At 68.5% G+C, this 17,074-nt stretch carries 18 protein-coding genes; 8 read left to right on the top strand and 10 right to left on the bottom strand.

Features of this window, described 5'->3' with window-relative positions:
* Positions 1–20: 20 nt before the first annotated feature.
* Positions 21–521 carry a GNAT family N-acetyltransferase gene (locus tag SK571_RS35900; RefSeq protein ID WP_319988554.1) on the bottom strand — a complete coding sequence of 167 codons (501 nt, stop codon included), beginning with the start codon at positions 519–521 and terminating at the stop codon, positions 21–23.
* 85 nt (positions 522–606) lie between these two features.
* Between SK571_RS35900 and SK571_RS35895 the strand changes: the two genes are divergently transcribed.
* On the top strand, positions 607–831 hold the full coding sequence (locus SK571_RS35895; RefSeq protein WP_319966184.1) for a zinc-ribbon domain-containing protein: 225 nt from the start codon (positions 607–609) through the stop codon (positions 829–831).
* 58 nt (positions 832–889) lie between these two features.
* Here the strand turns inward: SK571_RS35895 and SK571_RS35890 are convergent, their stop codons facing one another.
* The gene (locus SK571_RS35890) at positions 890–1,474 is read right to left on the bottom strand and encodes a DUF998 domain-containing protein (protein ID WP_319988553.1); all 585 of its coding nucleotides are present in this window, start codon (positions 1,472–1,474) and stop codon (positions 890–892) included.
* Between the two features lie 136 nt (positions 1,475–1,610).
* Between SK571_RS35890 and SK571_RS35885 the strand changes: the two genes are divergently transcribed.
* Entirely contained in the window at positions 1,611–2,294 is a 684-nt protein-coding gene (locus tag SK571_RS35885; protein ID WP_319988552.1) for an SRPBCC family protein, read from the top strand.
* Positions 2,291–3,118, top strand: coding sequence for an alpha/beta fold hydrolase (locus tag SK571_RS35880; RefSeq protein WP_319988551.1), 828 nt, complete (start codon positions 2,291–2,293; stop codon positions 3,116–3,118). The genes SK571_RS35885 and SK571_RS35880 overlap by 4 nt, the downstream gene beginning before the upstream one ends.
* On the opposite strand, the gene SK571_RS35875 is transcribed toward SK571_RS35880, so the two are convergent.
* The 3 genes from SK571_RS35875 to SK571_RS35865 are packed head-to-tail and all read right to left on the bottom strand — an operon-like array spanning position 3,028 to position 5,262.
* Complete coding sequence (locus SK571_RS35875) at positions 3,028–4,233, bottom strand: MFS transporter (protein WP_319988550.1); 1,206 nt, start codon at positions 4,231–4,233, stop codon at positions 3,028–3,030. The two genes, SK571_RS35880 and SK571_RS35875, sit on opposite strands and share 91 nt — an antisense overlap.
* A 28-nt stretch (positions 4,234–4,261) precedes the next feature.
* Entirely contained in the window at positions 4,262–4,840 is a 579-nt protein-coding gene (locus tag SK571_RS35870) for a Pr6Pr family membrane protein (RefSeq protein ID WP_319988549.1), read from the bottom strand.
* Between the two features lie 23 nt (positions 4,841–4,863).
* Complete coding sequence (locus SK571_RS35865) at positions 4,864–5,262, bottom strand: DUF2000 domain-containing protein (RefSeq protein WP_319988548.1); 399 nt, start codon at positions 5,260–5,262, stop codon at positions 4,864–4,866.
* Between the two features lie 49 nt (positions 5,263–5,311).
* Between SK571_RS35865 and SK571_RS35860 the strand changes: the two genes are divergently transcribed.
* Entirely contained in the window at positions 5,312–6,073 is a 762-nt protein-coding gene (locus tag SK571_RS35860) for an AraC family transcriptional regulator (protein ID WP_319988547.1), read from the top strand.
* Positions 6,074–6,077: 4 nt separating this feature from the next.
* Positions 6,078–8,675, top strand: a complete 2,598-nt coding sequence (locus SK571_RS35855; RefSeq protein ID WP_319988546.1) for a BTAD domain-containing putative transcriptional regulator — start codon at positions 6,078–6,080, stop codon at positions 8,673–8,675.
* Here the strand turns inward: SK571_RS35855 and SK571_RS35850 are convergent.
* Genes SK571_RS35850 through SK571_RS35840 form a run of 3 tightly spaced genes read right to left on the bottom strand, consistent with a single transcriptional unit; the run spans position 8,620 to position 11,067 of the window.
* Positions 8,620–9,666, bottom strand: a complete 1,047-nt coding sequence (locus SK571_RS35850) for an FAD-dependent monooxygenase (protein ID WP_319988545.1) — start codon at positions 9,664–9,666, stop codon at positions 8,620–8,622. The two genes, SK571_RS35855 and SK571_RS35850, sit on opposite strands and share 56 nt — an antisense overlap.
* A gap of 50 nt (positions 9,667–9,716) precedes the next feature.
* Entirely contained in the window at positions 9,717–10,313 is a 597-nt protein-coding gene (locus tag SK571_RS35845; RefSeq protein WP_319988544.1) for a DUF305 domain-containing protein, read from the bottom strand.
* 4 nt (positions 10,314–10,317) lie between these two features.
* Complete coding sequence (locus tag SK571_RS35840) at positions 10,318–11,067, bottom strand: lytic polysaccharide monooxygenase (RefSeq protein WP_319988543.1); 750 nt, start codon at positions 11,065–11,067, stop codon at positions 10,318–10,320.
* Positions 11,068–11,347: 280 nt separating this feature from the next.
* Between SK571_RS35840 and SK571_RS35835 the strand changes: the two genes are divergently transcribed.
* From SK571_RS35835 to pip, 3 genes are all read left to right on the top strand, one after another.
* Positions 11,348–11,821, top strand: a complete 474-nt coding sequence (locus tag SK571_RS35835; RefSeq protein WP_319988542.1) for a hypothetical protein — start codon at positions 11,348–11,350, stop codon at positions 11,819–11,821.
* Between the two features lie 75 nt (positions 11,822–11,896).
* Positions 11,897–12,439, top strand: a complete 543-nt coding sequence (locus tag SK571_RS35830; RefSeq protein WP_319988541.1) for a DUF305 domain-containing protein — start codon at positions 11,897–11,899, stop codon at positions 12,437–12,439.
* Between the two features lie 122 nt (positions 12,440–12,561).
* Positions 12,562–13,509 (top strand): prolyl aminopeptidase, encoded by a 948-nt coding sequence (gene pip / locus SK571_RS35825; RefSeq protein WP_319988540.1) that lies wholly within the window; start codon positions 12,562–12,564, stop codon positions 13,507–13,509.
* On the opposite strand, the gene SK571_RS35820 is transcribed toward pip, so the two are convergent.
* Together SK571_RS35820 and SK571_RS35815 are read right to left on the bottom strand one after the other, a co-directional pair.
* The gene (locus tag SK571_RS35820; RefSeq protein WP_319988539.1) at positions 13,506–15,041 is read right to left on the bottom strand and encodes a tannase/feruloyl esterase family alpha/beta hydrolase; all 1,536 of its coding nucleotides are present in this window, start codon (positions 15,039–15,041) and stop codon (positions 13,506–13,508) included. The two genes, pip and SK571_RS35820, sit on opposite strands and share 4 nt — an antisense overlap.
* Positions 15,042–15,086: 45 nt before the next feature.
* Entirely contained in the window at positions 15,087–17,060 is a 1,974-nt protein-coding gene (locus tag SK571_RS35815) for an APC family permease (RefSeq protein WP_319988538.1), read from the bottom strand.
* Positions 17,061–17,074: the final 14 nt, after the last annotated feature.

The raw sequence follows: 17,074 nt of genomic DNA, 5'->3' as shown, positions 1-17,074 counted from the left end.
GCCGAGGAGCGGCGTGAACCTCAGTCGGTGGCGAGCCGCGCGTGGGTCTCCGTGTCGAAGCGGACGCCGTCGTAGAGCAACCTCGCCCGCTCGACACCTTCCACCGCGAAGCCGGCGTTCGTCGCGACGCGGCAGGAGGCGGGGTTGTCCAGCCGATGCGCGAGCTCCAGGCGGAACAGGCCGAGCTCGGAGAAGGCGAACTCGCTGACCTCGCGGCACGCCCTGGTCGCCAGCCCCTTGCCCCGTGCCTCCTCGCGCATCCAGTAGGAGACCCACCCGGTCAGGTGACGGCGGTCGACGCTCGACACGGCGACGTTGCCCACGGGAACGCCCTCGTGCAGCACGGCGAACGAGTAGGCGGTGTCCTCGTCGCGGCGGGACGTGAGCAGCGCGATCCACTCCTCGGCCGCGGGAAGGGAGTCGATCTGGGAGGTGAACTGGCGGTCCATCCTCTCCTCGCCGGACGCGGCCAGGATGATCGGTGCGTCGTCGAGGCTCCAGGGCCGCAGCAGGGTGTTCACCTGTCCACCTTCTGAATTCCGCGGGCCGGCTGCAACTCAGAGGGGTGCTCGAACGTCAGAAGGACAACCGGTAAGAGGAGAGCAGATGGTCATTTTCGGCTGGCGGACGACGATCGAGCAGCTGCGGATGCTGACGCTGGTGTGCGGGCACTGCCACCACCAGTCGGCGCACAACCTGTTCCGGCGCTACACGAAGCCGACCATCTTCTTCATCCCCCTGTTCACCATCAGCAGCAGGTACGGGCTGCAGTGCACCTTCTGCGGCGTCTCCTACGACATCAGCAAGATGCACGCGCATCAGCTCGTCTGACAGGCAGGGCAGCCAGGCACGTACTCGTCGGTGGTGACGCGCCCGCACTCCGGGCAGATCAGCTCGAGAAGGCAGGCCGGCTCAGCTTCAGGGACACGACCGAGGTCCACACCCAGCCGATCGTCGCGACCACGTAGAGCAGCACCGTGCCGCCGGGGTTGCCCAGGAACGCCATCGGCACCATCAGGAGCACGCCCGTCAGGCCGCTCATCACCGCCAGCCATCCCCCGAGCCTACGCGCGAACACGAAGCACGCCCCGATCCAGCCGATCATCGCGAGCCCGAACGCGACGGCGTGCAGGGCGCCGTGCCACGACAGCGCGGCGGGCGGGCCGTCGGGTGCTCCGGCGGGAAAACCCATGGCCGGATCGGCCACGAAGACCCCGCCGAGGACCATCCCGGCCCCCATCAGGCCGATCAACCGCGCTCCCCACCTCGTGTGCCGGGCCATGCCCGTCGCCGCTACCAGGAACAGCGCGCCGCTGACGACGAAGTTCGCGATCTGGATCCAGCCGAGCGACCCGAGGCTGAGCATGCTGAACGGGTGACGCGAGAGGTCGAAGCCCTCGCGGGTGAACGCCTGGGCGTACCCGACGACGAGGTAGAGCGGACCGGCGACGACGCCACAGGCGGTGCGGGACATGGGTTCCTCCGGCAGTTCGGTGTGGCGAGAACGGAACCACCGACAATATTTCTTGTCAAGACTATCCAAGCTGTCTTGACGAATTGAATCGTCGGTAGCAGGATGAGACCATCACGCACCAGGACAGGGAGAACCGATGGGCCACGAGTTCAAGAGCACCGACGAGATCGAGGTGCCCGCGTCCGTCGAGGACGTCTGGACGGCCATCGCGACGGGGCCCGGCATCGACTCGTGGTTCATGGGCCGCAACGAGGTCGCGAACGGCCAGGTCAAGATGGCCTTCGGCGGGTACGAGCCGACGAGCGAGATCACCGCGTCGGAGCCGGGCCGCCACTTCGCGTACGACAGCGGCAAGGCGCCCGACGGCCGGTTCGTCGCCTACGAGTTCCTCGTCGAGGGCCGTGAGCACGGCAGCACCGTGCTCCGCATGGTCACGAGCGGCTTCCTGCCCGGCGACGACTGGGCCGACGAGTTCGAGGCGATGACGCTCGGTGGCGCGCTGTTCCGGCGCACGCTCCTGGAGTACCTCACCTGCTTCCCCGGTCGCACGGCCCGCCCGCTCACGGTCTTCGGGCCGATGATCAGCGACTGGGACGAGGCCTGGAAGAAGCTCGACGCGGCACTGGCCGAGAAGCTCCCGGACGCCGTCGAGTTCCACCGCAACGCCCACACGATCGGCCTGCGCACCGAACGCGGCATGTACCGGTTCATGCGCGGCTTCTTCGGCCCGGTCATCGCCGCACACCACGTCTTCGAGGGCGACGAGTCCGAACAGGACTGGCAGGACTTCCTCGACACCACCCTGGGAGAGCAGAAATGACGCGCTTCACGACTTCCGCCGACGGCACGGAGATCGCCTACTCGATCACCGGTTCCGGCCCCGCGCTGATCATCGTGGACGGCGCGATGTGCCACCGCATGTTCGGCCCGACGACCGAGCTCGCCTCCGTGCTGGACAAGAACTTCACCGTCTACACCTACGACCGGCGCGGGCGCGGCGAGACCGGTGACGGCGCGACGCCGTGGTCGGTGGAGCGCGAGGTCGAGGACATCGACGCCGTGATCAAGGAGGCCGGCGGCAGCGCGTTCGTCTTCGGCGTGTCCTCCGGCGCGGTGCTGGCGCTCGAAGCGGCCTCACGGCTGCCGGGCATCTCACGGCTCGCGATCTACGAGGCACCGTTCGTCGTGGACGACACCTACAAGCCGCGGCCGGCGGACATCGTGCGGCAGATGAACGACATGCTGGCGCGCGGCGACCGCTCGGGCATGCTCTCGACGTTCATGAAGATGGTGGGCGTGCCCGGCTTCGGCCTCGCGATCATGAAGCTCACCCCGGTGTGGAAGAAGCTCAAGCCGGTCGCGCACACGCTGCCGTGGGATCTGACGATCCTCGGCGACGACGGCCGCGGTTCGAAGCTCCCGGCCGACCGCTGGAACGTGAAGGTGCCGACGCTCGCGATGGACGGCGGCAAGAGCCCCGAGTACCTCCGCAACGCCATGAAGAACGTCTCGGAAGTGCTCGGGGTGGACGCGGAGTACCGGACGCTGCCCGGTCAGACGCACATGTACAAGTCGTCGGTCATGGCGCCGGAACTGGTGGAGTTCTTCTCGCGGGCCCAGCGCACCGCGGGTCCCATCGCGTAACCGGCCACGACGAAGAGCCCGCCGACCGCGAGCCACCCGAGTGCTCCCCAGCCGAGCACGACGGTGGTGAGCAGGGCGGGGCCGACCATGCGCGCGACGGCCGTTCCGGTCGCGAAGAAGCCCTGGTACTGGCCCTGCCGGTCGGCGGGCGCGAGGGAGAAGCTGATCTCCCACGCCCCTGAGGCCAGCATCATCTCGCCGAGGACCTGCAACGCGGCGGCCGCGATCAGCAGCGCCGCCACGGGCCAGGCGCCGACGCTGAACGCCGTGGCCGCGAAGACCACGCAGGACGCCAGCATGATCAGTCCCGCGTGCTTCACCAGCTTCGACGCCTGACTCAGGCCGGTGGCGCGTTTCGCGATCCGGACCTGGAAGAGCACGACGGCCGCGGTGTTGAGCACCAGCAGCGCGGCCGCCAGCCACGTCGGCGCCTCGGTGCGCTGCACGATCCACAGCGGGATGATCAGGCTCAGCAACGGCATGTAGAGCAGCATCACGGCGTTGATCAGCGTGATCAGCGCGTACGGGCGGTCCTTGAGGACGTCGAACTTGCCCTTCGCCCTGGTCATCACGGTCTCCGGCAACGTGCTCAGTACAGCTGCGGCGATGAGGAACGCGACCACGTCGAGCACGAACACGGCCGTGTAGGCGATCTCGGTGCCGAGGTGCAGCGCGAACCCGCCCGCCGCCGCGCCGATCGCGATGCCCGCGTTGGCCGTGGACTGGATGCGCGCCCGTGCCCGTGTGCGTTCCTCCGGCGTGGTGAGGCCGGCGAGCAGGGCCTGCCTGGACGCCTGCAGGCCGCTCTGGAAGCTCGCGTACAGGCACATGACCAGCACGAACGCGGCGAAGTTCCGGGTGAGGAGCAGGATCGCGATGCTCGTGGCGGTGGCGAGGGCGAGCACGACCGCGGTGGTGCGCGGACCCAGGCGGTCGGCGAGGTGTCCCAGCGCGACACCGGCGACGGCTCCGACACCCCACGCGAGGGTCAGCGCCAAGCCGACCCGCGCCGCGCTCAGGCCCACGACCTGCGTGAAGTAGAGAGCGGAGACGACGAGGAAACCGCCGTCCCCGATCGAGTTCGTCAGCTGCGCGTACGCGAGTCGCCTGGTCATGTCCCAGACCGTAGGGCGGTTATTGGCCCTAGTCGTAGGACAAGGACATGCTGCGTTTCTGGGCCAATTTGTTGCCCGCCCAGGACACCGCGAGCGCCAGCACTCCGAACACCACCGCGACGAACAAGCAGGTCAGCAGCACCGCGCCGTAGCCGTTCTGGCGCGGATCCATGAACGGGTAGGGGTACCAGTCCACGATCGGGCCCCTGACCAGCGTGTACACCAGGTACGCGAGCGGGAACGACAGCCAGATCCACCACCGCCTGGTCTTCTCCGGCGCGAGCAACCACTCCACGACCACGAGGATCGGCACGACGGTGTGCAGCACCCAGTTCGCGTAGGCGGGTGTCTGCACGTCGATCCCTCGCAGCAGCAGCCAGTACACGATTCCCGTCGTGCCCATGTAGAGCACGGCCGCGCCCCTGATCTGCGCCGACACCGGACTGAACACGCCCAGCAACGCCACCACCGCCGCGAAGACGTTCGAGAGCACGGTGAAGTAGCTGAAGTGGTTGAAGGCGCGGAAGTTGTCACCCAGCACCACGACCAGGTAGATCTCCGCCGAAAGCACCAGCAGGAACACGGCCATCCGGAGCAGCTTGATCACTCACGCATTAGAACCCGGTTTCCTCAGGGGTGCATCCGGGCGCCCTTGAAGATCTTGTCGACGGCGTTCTTCTGGCCGTGGACCGCGATGCCGACCAGGTCGAGGTCCTGCGTGTGCACCTTGCGGACCGCGGCCCGGTTGTCGGCGTCGTTGCCGGTGGCGAACAGGTCCGCGGTGAAGATGCTCATGGGCTGCTTGCGGTTGAGAGCGCGTTCGTGGGCCTTCTTGAGCAGGTCCTGGTCGCCCTGCAGGACCACGACGGGCTGGCCGAACATCGACAGGTAGTGCACGTCGTCGGCGTCGATGTAGGGCTCGCCGCGCAGGGTCTCGGGCAGCCCGCTGACGAGGAAGGCGGTGACGTTCAGCGCCTGCCAGCCGGCCAGGTCGTCCCGCAGCAACACAGCGATCTTGGTGTCGAACATGGACACACGATCGCGGGCATGCGGGTGCTAGGTCTTGTACGTTTCTGACGTGAGCGTGGCCGCGTGGAAACCGGCGGTGGAAGGCATCCAGGAGGTCTTCCACGCCTCCTTCACCACGCACGTCTACCCAGCGCACACGCACGATGCCTGGACGTTGATGGTGCTCGACACTGGCGCCGTGCGGTACGAACTGGACCGTCACGAGCACGGCGCGCTCGTTGACGGCGTCACGCTATTGCCGCCGCACGTGCCACACGACGGCCGCTCCGCGCACCCGGCCGGGTTCCACAAGCGCGTGCTGTACCTGGACGACTCGGTGCTGCCGTCCGATCTGATCGGCAAGGCCGTCGACACGCCGATGCTGCCCGATCCACTGCTGCGGCAACGGGTCCACCAGCTGCACCTGACGCTGGACCAGCCGTTCGAGGCGGCGAGCAGGCTGGCGTTGATCACCGAACGCCTCACGCACCACTTCGCCGGCACCGCTCCCGTCGTGCACGCGGACCCGACACTCGCCGACCGGTTGCGGCAGCTGCTGGACGCCTCCCTGCCGGACGGGATGACCCTGAACGCGGCCGCGCGGGAGCTGCAGACCAGCCCGACCCACCTGGTGCGGGCGTTCAGCCGCCGGTTCGGGTTGCCGCCGCACAGGTACCTGACCGGCCGCCGGGTGGATCTCGCACGTGGCCACCTGGTCGAGGGACGGTCGGCTGCGGAGGCGGCTGTGCTGGCCGGGTTCCACGACCAGTCGCACCTGACGCGCCACTTTCGCCGTGTCCTGGGTACGAGTCCCGGGCGCTTCGTACGCTGACACCGTGCACATCGGCATCCTCGGGCCAGTTGAAGCGCACTCCCCCGACAGCAAGATCGCGATAGGTGGCCCACGGCCGCGCACCCTGCTGGCGCTGCTCGCGATCCGGGCGGGGGAGATCGTCCCGCTCGACCGCCTGGTGGACGAGCTCTACGGTTCCGAGCCGCCGGCGGACGCCGCGAACGCCTTGCAGGGCCAGGTCTCGCGCCTGCGCCGGGCACTCGGGGACGCGTCGCTGGTCGAGTTCCACCCGGCCGGCTACCGGCTGGCGCTGCCCGCCTCCCAGGTCGACGCACACCGGTTCGTCTCGCTGGCGGCGGACGGCCGGCAGGCGTTGGAGCAGGGTGATCCGCAGGCCGCGGAATCCCTTTTGTCCGAGGCACTTCTGCTCTGGCGGGGTCCGGCGCTCGCCGACGTCGCCCTGGCGGACCACGCGACCCGCCTGGAACAGCACCGTTCCGCCGCCGCGGGCTCGTTGGTGGCGGCACGGATTCGGCTCGGCAAGGCCGACGTGGCGGAGATCCAGGACCTGGTGCGGCAGAACCCGTTGGACGAACGCCTGCGCGGCTACCTGATGCAGGCGCTGAACCAGCAGGGCCGTCAAGCCGAGGCGCTGCAGGCGTTCGAGGACACGCGCGCCCTGCTGGCCGACGAGCTGGGCACCGACCCGTCGCCCGAACTGCGTGCCGTGCACCTGCAGGTCCTGCGCGGCCAGACGCATCGCGATCTTCCGGCCCAACTGACCACTTTCGTCGGCAGGCAGGAAGAACTCGCGCGGATCGCCTCGCTCTCCGCCCGGCTCATCACCCTCACCGGCCCCGGCGGCGCGGGCAAGACGAGGCTCGCGTTGCAGGCCGCCGGTCCCGGCGCGATCTTCGTGGACCTGGCGCCGGCCAAGGACGTCGCGGCGGCGACGCTGCAGGCGTTGGGGCTCAAGGAGACCGTGCTGGAGCCGGAGGACCGGCTGACGCTGGCGCTGCGCGAACGCGACGCGATGCTGATCCTGGACAACTGCGAGCACCTGATCGTCGAAGCCGCCCGGCTGGCCCAGCACCTGCTCAGCACGTGCCCGTCGGTGCGCATCCTCGCCACGAGCCGGGAGGCGCTCGGCATCACCGGCGAGACGCTGTGCCCGGTGCCGCCACTGGACCCCGAGCAGAGCGTGGCGTTGTTCGCCGACCGCGCCCGGCTGGTCAACCCCGCGTTCGTGCGCGACCGGCACACGATCGACATCTGCCGGGAGCTCGACGGCCTGCCGCTGGCGATCGAACTGGCCGCGGCGCGCACCCGCACGTTGACGACCGAGGAGATCGCCGCCCGCCTGAACGACCGCTTCCGCCTGCTCACCAAGGGAAACCGTGCAGCCGCGCCCCGCCACCAGACGCTGCGGGCCGTCGTGGAGTGGAGCTGGGAACTGCTGACGGAGGACGAACGCGACCTGGCCGCGTGCCTCGCGACGTTCAGCGGCGGGGCGAGTCTGGAGGCCGTCGAGGAGGTCTGCCGGCACGACCTCGAGACGCTGGACGCGTTGGTGGACAAGTCCTTGGTGGAAGCCGCCGACGGCCGTTACCGGATGCTGGAGACCATCCGCGAGTTCTGCTCGCAGCACAAGCGAGTCGACGCCGCGCACGCGTCGTACTTCCAGGAACTGGCTCGCCGCGCGGATCCTGAGCTGCGCCAGCGGGATCAGGTGCGGTGGTTCGCCCGGCTGAGCGCCGAACACGCGAACCTGATGCAGGCGCTCGACTGGACCACCTCGGCCGCCCCGGACCAGGCGCTGCGGCTCGTCAGCGACCTCGCCTGGTACTGGTACCTGAAGGGCAGCCGCACGGAGGTCCAGGGTGCGGCCCGCCGGCTGCTGGAACGGGTGCCCGAACAGTCCACAGAGGAGTACGCGGTCCTGCTCGCCCTGGCCGAACCCGAACGCGTGCAGGAGAAGCTCCTGGCGTTGCGCGGCCCGATCAAGCAACCGTTCGTGCTCATCGCCTGGGCGATGCTCAGCGGCCCGCCCGACCCGTCCGCACCGCGCACCGCGCTGCAGGACGAGGTCGAGAGCAGCGAGGACCCGTGGATCCAGGGCCTGATGGGCTTCAGCAACGCCTACACCACCTGGGCCGCCAGCGGTGACCGCGACCGCGCGATCCAGCAGTCCCGCGAAGCCCTGCGGCGGTTCCAGGCCCTCGGCGAACGCTGGGGATCGGCCCAGGTGCTGGACGTGCTGGCCACCCTGACCGAGGACCCGGCCGAAGCCCTCGCGCTGACCGACCAGGCGCTTCAGGCCGTCGCCGAACTGGGCGCCGTGGAGGAGCTGGCCGAACTGCGGGGCCGGCGCGCCGACCGGTTGCTCGACATCGACCAGGACCAGGCCGAGCGCGACTACCTCCAGGCGCTGGAGATGGCGGCGCAGGCGGGACTGGCCTCCACTCGGGCGCTCGCCAACGCCGGACTGGCCAAGATCGCCCAGCGGCGGGGAGATCCGGCGCGGGCCGAGGAGCTCCTGCTGGCGGCCCAGCAGGAACTGGGGTTCGGGTGGATGCACACAGCGGTCAAGCAACAGGTGGACGAGGCGCTCGGTGAACTGCGGCGTACTCGGGGAGTGTGATCGCGGTGGCGGCCCGCAGATCCATCCGCGCGACCATCGGCATCTTCGGCAGCAGCGCGAACATCCGGTCCCGCACCCACATCCCGAGCCTGCTGCCGGGCGCGAGGAACGGCCCCGGGTTGCCCTGGCTGCCGCGGGCGTACGGCCCGATCAGTGCCTCGTACCGGGCGAAGGCGTCCCCTCCCGCCGCCATCTCCCCCGCCAGGACGTAGGCGGAGACGACCGCGAGCCCGGTTCCCATGCCACCCAGCGTGGAGCCGTACCCGGCGTCGCCGATCAACGTGACCCGCCCTGAGCTCACCGCGGGCATGCGCACCTGGCTGATCGAGTCGAAGTAGACGCCCTGCGCCACCACCTCGTCCGGCATCAGCTCGGGAGGGACCGGCGACTTGTACATCAGCCATCCCGGCGAGGTCAGCACGCCCGGTGAGCAGGTCAGGTCCCGGTCGTCGCCCTCCGCGTCCCAGATCGCGAAGTAGTAGCCCCGGAACTTCGGCCGGTACTCGGGGAAGACCAGCCGCCGCACTCCGGACCGCATGCCGTCCGCACCGATCACGAAGTCGAAGCGCCGTGACGGCCCGTGCGCGAACGTGACGTCCACGCCGGCGCCGTCGTCGTGCAGTGCCGTGATCCAGTCGCCGAACACGTACTCCACGTCGGAAGCGGTCAGCTCGTACAGCAGGCGCGACAGGTCACCGCGGAGGATCTCCACGTCCCCGGCGGTGAACGAGGCGGGCAGCCGTGCCCGTTCGCGTCCGTCGACGCCGCGGAACACCATGTCCCGCGGCGTGGTCCGCGCGGCCAGCACCGCGTCGAGCACACCCATCCGCCTCAGCACGGACAGGTGCACCTCGCCGCGGAAGTCCACGGCCTGGCCACCGTCACGCAGCGACGGCGCCCGCTCCACCACCACCGGGGTGACGCCGAAACGCCTCAGCCAGTGCGCCAGAGCGGGCCCGGCGATTCCCGCTCCCGAGATCAGTACGTCCATGCTCGGGATGCAACGCCGGGCCGCTGACCGAACGCTGGCGAAGCGCTGACCTACGCCCCGCCGATGATCTTCAGCATCTGCGAGATCTGGCCCTGCCGGGTGTTGACCACCCGTTCGGCATAGGCCGTCGTCTCGGGGTTCATGCCTTCCTTCTTCTCCGTGAGCGCCATCTCCACGCCGGCGCCCTGATGACCGGTCATCAGGTTGAGGAAGAGCTGGTCGAACTCGGCTCCGCTCTTCTCCTTGGTCTCGTTGATGACCTTGTCGTCGAGCAGCGGCTGGCCACCGTGGGCGGCGTGCAGATCGGCACCGTCACCCTCCGGCTTGCCCCAGAGCTTCAGCCACGACTTGAGCATCGTGAGTTCCTCGCGCTGGGTCACGTCGATCGCGCCCGCGAGGTCCTTCGCCTCCTGCGTGGTCGCCTTCGCCAGGCCCACCTGCGAGAGGCTGATGCCGAGTTGCAGGTGGTCGACCATCATCTGCACGAACATCACGTCCGCTTCGTTGAACCTCGCGCTGGCGGCAGGAACGGGTGGTGCGGCGGAGCTCGCGCCGTGACCGTGGGCTCCCTGGCCCTCCGGCACGACCGCCTCTCCGCCGCACCCCGCCAGCGCCAGGACCGCGACCGCGATCACCAGGCGCTTCATCAGGTCAGACCTTCTCCCACAGGGCCGCCACGTTCGGCGGTTCCCAGCCGGTCAGCGAGGTGTGCGCCTGACGGCACCGGTAGGTCGAACCGCCGTAGGTGACGGTCTGTCCCGTCGCGTACGACGTGTTCGCCGCCCACGTGCCACCGGCGGGCGGTGGCGTCGTGGTGCTGGACGTCGTGGTGGTGGGAGGAGGAGTCGTGGTCGTGGTGGTGGGCGGCGGGGTCGTGCCTCCACCACCGATGTTGAGGTCGATGCACGAGTAGAACGCGTTGACCGTGTCGCTGATGTTCCAGATCGCGTACAGCTTCTGGCGGCCGGAGAACCCGCCGAGGTTGATCGTGTGCGTGGTCGGGTTGTTCGGCTGCTGGTTGTTGCCGGCGACGTAACCGACGCGCGTGCCGCCGATGAAGTACTCGTAGTCGCGCGTGGCGTGCCGGGCGGTGAAGGTCCAGGTCAGCGACAGGGTCTGACCGGTGTTGGTGACCTTCCAGGGCAGCCCGTCGTTGTCGAGAGGAGCGAAGTCGCCGTTCGCACCGCTGCAGTTCTTCAGGCCCTTGGGGCCCTCGGCGCTCTGCGGCTCGTACTTCGCCTGTCCACAGAGGTCGACGGAGACGTCTCCCCTGGCGCACTGCGCCGAACGGCTGGCCGGCGACGACACGTAACCGTGCGCGCTCGCCGAACCGACCGGCGTGATGAAGACGATGGCAGGGACAGCGGCCATGAGCAGCGCCGCTTTACGCATGATTTTCATTCGTCCGAACTCCTTGGATCGTTCCCAAACGGGTTGACCCGTAGGCAGGGGGCGGGAACCGGGAGCGCTCTAGATCGCTCGCCGATCCAGTTTCGGTCTGTGGTCTAGACCATAAACCGGGTTTCGGAAAACGGTCAAGCGATCACCGGGCACGAACCGAAAACTGGTGCCCGCCAACGAGTTCACCCCGACTGACAACGTTTACTACCCCATTCGGTCCCCCCGGAGCAGACCAGCCGGCCCATTGGTACGAACTCCGCACACTGGGTATCCCCGTGCCATGCGCGAATTCGACGAGCCCAGCAGGGCGGCGGGTCCCGGCGTTGTCACCGACGGACCCGCAGGTGCCCCCACTGTCCTCGTGATCGATCCAGCGGGAGAGGCCGTCCACAACGAGATTCCCGCGACCTGGCGGCCGCTGACCGAACACCTGCGGATCGTCTGGTTGCGAACTCCTGCGGCACCGACCTGGAAGTCCACAGTGGACACCGTGCTGACCAGGCACCGCGACGACACGCGGAGCGTGCTGGACGTCGTCACCAGCGGACCGCTCGCGGCCGACGTCCTCGACCTCGTGGCGGCTCACCGCGACCTCGTGCGCTCGGTGCTGCTGGTGGACCCCGAGGTCCAGGTGGACGCCCCGTTCGCCCAGGTCATACCTCACACCAACACGACCCCGGTACCGCTCCCGCTCGGCCACCCCGACGTCGTCCAGGGCGTCCTCGCGTCCCTCGACCTCCACCGAACCACTTAGGCTGCGGAACTTTCGCTGAACCGGACACTTCGGCCACCCGTATCCCTCGGCAGGGAACACGAGACGGGAGGCTTCATGCGAGCGCGTCTGCTCATCATCGTGCTGGGGCTGCTTGCGCTGACGGGCTGTTCGTCTGTCGGCGGCAGCAGTGCGGGCGAACCGGCGGCCAACAAGGCGGATGCGACATTCTCGTTGCAGATGATCCCCCACCACCGCCAGACGATCCAGATCGCCAAGGTCGCCATGGAGAAGTCCAAGGACGAGTTCGTCGTCAACGTGGCCGACAAGATCGCCACCGCCGAGGCGGGCGAGATCGAGCAGATGGCCACCTACCTGCGCAGCTGGAACATCCAGGTGCCCGGCGACGACGCCAGCGCCACGCACAAGATGGCGGGCATGATGACCGTCAAGGACGTCGAGGCGCTGAAGTCCGCCACCGGCAAGCAGTACGACGACCTCTTCCTCGCCACCCTCTCCCGCCACCTCCGCAGTGGTGTGGACATGGCGAAGGAGGCCCAGGCCAAGGGCGAGCACATCGGCTCGAAGGCGCTGGCAAGCAAGATCATCGTGTCGCAGACCGAGGTGCTGGACCAGATCAGCGCCAAGCAGAAGTCCTGACACCGCAACAGGACCAGCACGCCCATCACACGTCCACGGCCGCCGCGGCAGTGGACGTGTCGGCGTATCCGAACCCCGAAATCCAGTCGGTCCTGGTCCTCACGCTCACTACCCTCCCCGGCATGTACCCACAGGTGGAGCCCTACGCCCAAGGCATGCTCGACGTAGGAGACGGCCAGCGAGTCCACTGGGAGGCCAGCGGCAACCCCGACGGCAAACCGGCGTGCGTGTTCCACGGCGGCCCAGGATCGGGTTCCCACCCCAGATGGCGCGAGGACTTCGACCCGGACCACTGGAACCTCATCCTCTGGGACCAGCGCGGCAGCGGCCAGAGCACGCCATCGGTCGCGGACCCGGCGACCAGCATGGAGCACAACACCACCCAGCACCTGATCGACGACGCCGAGAAGCTCCGCGAACACCTCGACATCGACAAGTGGCTGCTGGCCGGCGGTTCCTGGGGCTCGACCCTCGTCCTCGCCTATGCCATCCAGCACCCCACCAGGGTCAGCGAGATCATCATCCCGGCGGTGACCACCTCCCGCCCCGAGGAGCACGCGTGGATCACCCGCGGCCTCGGCATGTTCTTCCCGGATCACTTCGACGCCTTCCGCGACGGCGTCCCGGAGGAGGACCGCGACGGCAACCTGGCCCTGGCCTACAACAAGCTCCTCAACTCACCGGACCCGGCGGTCAGGGACAAGGCCGCCTGGGACTGGAGCAAGTGGGACCTGTCCACGATCACGGGTGGCGACAACGACTTCGAAGGCACGAGGTACGCCGACGCCGTCACGCGCTACCGGCTCGCACGGACCGTGACCCACTACTGGGGCAACGAGGCGTTCCTTGAGCCGAACTACATCTTCGACAACCTCGGCAGGCTCAAGGGCATCCCCGGCGTGCTCATCCACGGCCGCAACGACTTCGGCGGGCCGTTGTACACGGCGTGGGAGGTGGCCAAGCGGTGGCCCGACGCCGAACTGGTCATCCTGAACGACGCCGGGCACGTCATCATGGAGGGCAACAGCATGGACGAGGCCATCACCGCCGCCATCCAGAGGTTCCGCTAGGGCGCGACGGGTCCGGACCGGTAGAGGTCCTCGCCTGCCCAGCGGATCCGGTCCTGGAAGCCGAAGCCAGGTGCGGCAACGAAGTTCGCCGCGTCGTCCACCGATCCAGAGCCGTCGTACCTGGCGCGCATCGGGTACGGGAACACCGGCCGGGTGCGCACGACGTTGCCGTCCGGGTCACGACCCTCGGCGATGATCCGGGACGGTGCCCGGCCTCCTTCGACCCACGACACGAGTGCCCGGAACGGGTCGAAGGCGGTCAGGGTGTCGCCGCCGGCGCAGTGCCACATCGACGGCACGACGAAGAGCCTTGCCCACGAAGGGTTCTTGCCGCCGGTGAGGCGTTGCCAGTAGTCGAGCGTGCCTTCGAACGGGATGCCCTGGTCGCCCGCGCCGTGCCAGATGATCAGCTTGCCGCCTGCGCGCTGGAACGCGCGCAGGTCCAGCGAGAGCGAGTTCGCCTTCACGGTTTCGGGCACCAGGCGCCGGAACTCGCGGACGGTGAACTCGAAGGACTCCAGCGACGAGTGCGGTGTGCCGATCGGGTAGACGAGGTGCTTCAGGCCGTTGTCCGCGAGTTCGGGGGCGATGCCGCGCCCCAGGCCGGGAGTCGGGTTGAGCCAGAACGTCCACGAGATCTCGGAGCCGTAGGGCTGGCCGCCGGGGTAGAGCCGCACACCGCCGTCGGACGGGCCTGTGTAGAGGCGGCGAACGCGGGCGATCTCGTCGCCGGTCAGCTGACCGGCGAGAGTTCCCGGGTCGAACCTGCACAGGCGCGGGTCGTCGATCTGGCCGTCGACCAGTCCGTCCAGGCCGTCGCAGGCCGCCATCACCGCGTTGTGCAGCAGCACGATCTTGTCGTTCGGGATGGTGTTGCGCGCGATCCACGCCTGGTAGCCGATCAGCGCGGTGTAGTAGGCGCCCGGAGCGGACGCGATGATGCCGTCGAAGTCGCGCGGGTAGCGCTGGGCCAGCAGCAGGCCCTCACGGCCGCCGTTGGAGCAGCCGCTGAAGTACGACTTCGACGGTGCTTTGCCGTAGAAGACCGAGATGATGTGCTTCGACACCTTCGACAACGCGTGTGGCGCGCGGAAGAAGTAGTCGTCGCGGGCCTTCTGGTCCGAGACGGCCCACGTCGTGTCGAACGGGTTCTCCGGCGAGGACTGGTGGCCGTCGTCGGTCGCGGCCACCGCGGCGTCACCGAAGGCGGGGCCACAGCCGGACGGGAAGGCCGGATCGCCTATGGCTCCACAGAATCCGCCACAGCCGTACTGGAGGTAGCGGCCCTGGTAGCCGCGCAGCGGCAGCTTCAGCTGGAAGCCGATGCGCGGTTCGATCGTGCCGCGCACATCGCAGAACTCCGTGGTACCAGTGACAACCGTGGCTGAGATGACGCTCGTGCGGGCGTCCGGCACGTCGAACGAACGCACCAGATCCGCGCACGAACGCACCGGACCGGAGGCGGCGGCGGGAGCGATTCCCGCCGCCACAGTTCCCAGGACAACGAGTGGTACCAACAACTTGCGGAACATGGCGTCCTTCCCCCTGTAGTCGGACGTACGGGGGAAGTCTTCCAGCTAACCGACGTGCACGCGTGGGCGTCGAGTCGGATCCGACTCAGCCGAGCGGATGATTTCGCGTACGACCGGAGGCGTGTCGCCGCGGCCGAGGATCAGGTAGCGGAAGAGGTGCGCCAGCGGATTTCCCTCCGACCACTCGAAGTGCGCGTGCGGGATCACGCCGGTCGAGTCGCGCAACGCCAGCAGGATCGCCGCGATCGCGTTCGGCGCGGCGGGAGCGGAGGCGCGCAGGACGCGGTGGCCGTCCACCTCGACACCGGACACGCACAGGACGTTGCTGAACGCCGACGGGTCGACGATGTCGATCTCCAGGAAGATCACGTCCGCGGACCCCGGCACCGGGTTCATGCCGCGCTGCTCGCTCTCCTTCTCGTCGTACTCCGCCTTGTCACCGTCCTGGCGGCGGTTCGCGATCAACGTGATCAGGCCGTCGTTCTCGATCGTGTCCGTGATGAACCGGCGGGCCTGCTCGTCGAACTTGATCCTGTCGACGCGCAGCTCCGTCGTGCGCGAGATCCGCGACACCAGGGAGATCACGACGATGCCGATGATGAAGCCGAACGAGATCGTGATGCCATCCGGCTTCTCGATCACGTTCTCCACCAGCGCGTACAGCAGCACCAGCGTCAGCACGGTGAACCCGATGCTCGCGCCGCGCTGCCTCTTGCGCCACGCGGACACCGTCACCGCGAACGATCCCGACACCATCATCGCCAGGATTCCGGTGGCGTAGGCACCGGCCTGCGCGTTCACATCGGCGTTGAAGATGATCGTGATGATGATGCAGATGATCGTGTAGACGATCACGACGGGACGAACGGCGCGGCCCCACTCCGGTGCCATGCCGTAGGAGGGCAGATAACGCGGCACGATGTTGATGAGACCGGCCATCGCCGAAGCGCCGGCGAACCACAGGATCAGGATGCTGCTGATGTCGTAGACCGTGCCGAACACCTCGCCGAGCAGTTCGTGCGCGAGATACGCCAGAGCACGCCCGTTCGCGGGCCCGCCGGGCGCGAACTTGTCCTGCGGGACCAGCACGGTGGTGATGAACGACGTCGCGAGCAGGTACACCGACATGATCAGCGCGGCGGTCGTCAGCAGCTTGCGCGTGTTGCGCACACGGCTGTCGAGGCGCTTCTCCGGCGTGTCACCGGACGCCGCGACCAGCGGCATCATGCTCACGCCTGTCTCGAAACCGGACAAACCGAGCACCAGCAACGGGAACGCCAGGATCGCCGGGCCGATGACACCGAAGAACCCACCGCCATACGTGCCCAGCGCCGACACCCAGCGATCAAGCGCGTCCGGCGTCGCGAAGACCTCCACGAGGCCCACCACGGCCACGACGGCGTTCAGCGAGAGGAACACCGCCACCAGCGGGATCGCGACGCCCACGGCCTCGCTGAAGCCCATCAGGAACACACCGCCGAGGATCAGCAGCAGCACGATCGTGAGCAGGAGCTCGGTGCCGTGCAACGACTCCGGCACGTACGGGTTCTCCAGCGCGTGCACCGAGGCGTCGGCGGCGGACAGCGTGATCGTGATGATCCACGACGTCGCCACGAACCCCAGCAGCACCAGCACGAACACCTTGCCGCGCCAGAACGGCAGCAGGTCCTCCAGCATCGCCACGGAGCCCTGGCCGTGGGGGCTCTCCCGCGCCACCCGCCGGTACATCGGCAGCATGCCGAGCAGCGTCAGCGCCACGATGAGCAGCGTCGCCAGCGGGGACAGCGCACCGGCGGCCAGCGCGGCGATGCCGGGCAGGTACGACAGGGTGGAGAAGTAGTCGACGCCGGTGAGCGTCATCACCTTCCACCACGCGTGTGGCTTGGCGTGCGATTCGTGGCTCTCGGGACCCGAAGGTGCCACGCGGTCCGCGAGCAACCACCTGCCCAGCGGTCCGCCGGGAGGGGCCGGCGGTTCCGGACTCGGAACCTCGGCAGGAATGGCGAACTCCGTGCTCATGACGCAGAGCATGC

It is taken from the genome of Lentzea kristufekii (genome assembly GCF_033949925.1).
GTDB classification, from domain to species: Bacteria; Actinomycetota; Actinomycetes; order Mycobacteriales; family Pseudonocardiaceae; genus Lentzea; species Lentzea kristufekii.
This window is presented reverse-complemented; position numbering and strand designations above follow the sequence as displayed.

Coding starts and splice junctions, on each gene's coding strand:
- SK571_RS35835 (WP_319988542.1), top strand. CDS start 11,348: ATGCGCGAATTCGACGAGCCCAGCAGGGCGGCGGGTCCCGGCGTTGTC.
- SK571_RS35840 (WP_319988543.1), bottom strand. CDS start 11,067: ATGAAAATCATGCGTAAAGCGGCGCTGCTCATGGCCGCTGTCCCTGCC.
- SK571_RS35820 (WP_319988539.1), bottom strand. CDS start 15,041: ATGTTCCGCAAGTTGTTGGTACCACTCGTTGTCCTGGGAACTGTGGCG.
- SK571_RS35815 (WP_319988538.1), bottom strand. CDS start 17,060: ATGAGCACGGAGTTCGCCATTCCTGCCGAGGTTCCGAGTCCGGAACCG.
- pip (WP_319988540.1), top strand. CDS start 12,562: ATGTACCCACAGGTGGAGCCCTACGCCCAAGGCATGCTCGACGTAGGA.
- SK571_RS35865 (WP_319988548.1), bottom strand. CDS start 5,262: ATGTTCGACACCAAGATCGCTGTGTTGCTGCGGGACGACCTGGCCGGC.
- SK571_RS35845 (WP_319988544.1), bottom strand. CDS start 10,313: ATGAAGCGCCTGGTGATCGCGGTCGCGGTCCTGGCGCTGGCGGGGTGC.
- SK571_RS35895 (WP_319966184.1), top strand. CDS start 607: ATGGTCATTTTCGGCTGGCGGACGACGATCGAGCAGCTGCGGATGCTG.
- SK571_RS35885 (WP_319988552.1), top strand. CDS start 1,611: ATGGGCCACGAGTTCAAGAGCACCGACGAGATCGAGGTGCCCGCGTCC.
- SK571_RS35890 (WP_319988553.1), bottom strand. CDS start 1,474: ATGTCCCGCACCGCCTGTGGCGTCGTCGCCGGTCCGCTCTACCTCGTC.
- SK571_RS35830 (WP_319988541.1), top strand. CDS start 11,897: ATGCGAGCGCGTCTGCTCATCATCGTGCTGGGGCTGCTTGCGCTGACG.
- SK571_RS35850 (WP_319988545.1), bottom strand. CDS start 9,666: ATGGACGTACTGATCTCGGGAGCGGGAATCGCCGGGCCCGCTCTGGCG.
- SK571_RS35880 (WP_319988551.1), top strand. CDS start 2,291: ATGACGCGCTTCACGACTTCCGCCGACGGCACGGAGATCGCCTACTCG.
- SK571_RS35875 (WP_319988550.1), bottom strand. CDS start 4,233: ATGACCAGGCGACTCGCGTACGCGCAGCTGACGAACTCGATCGGGGAC.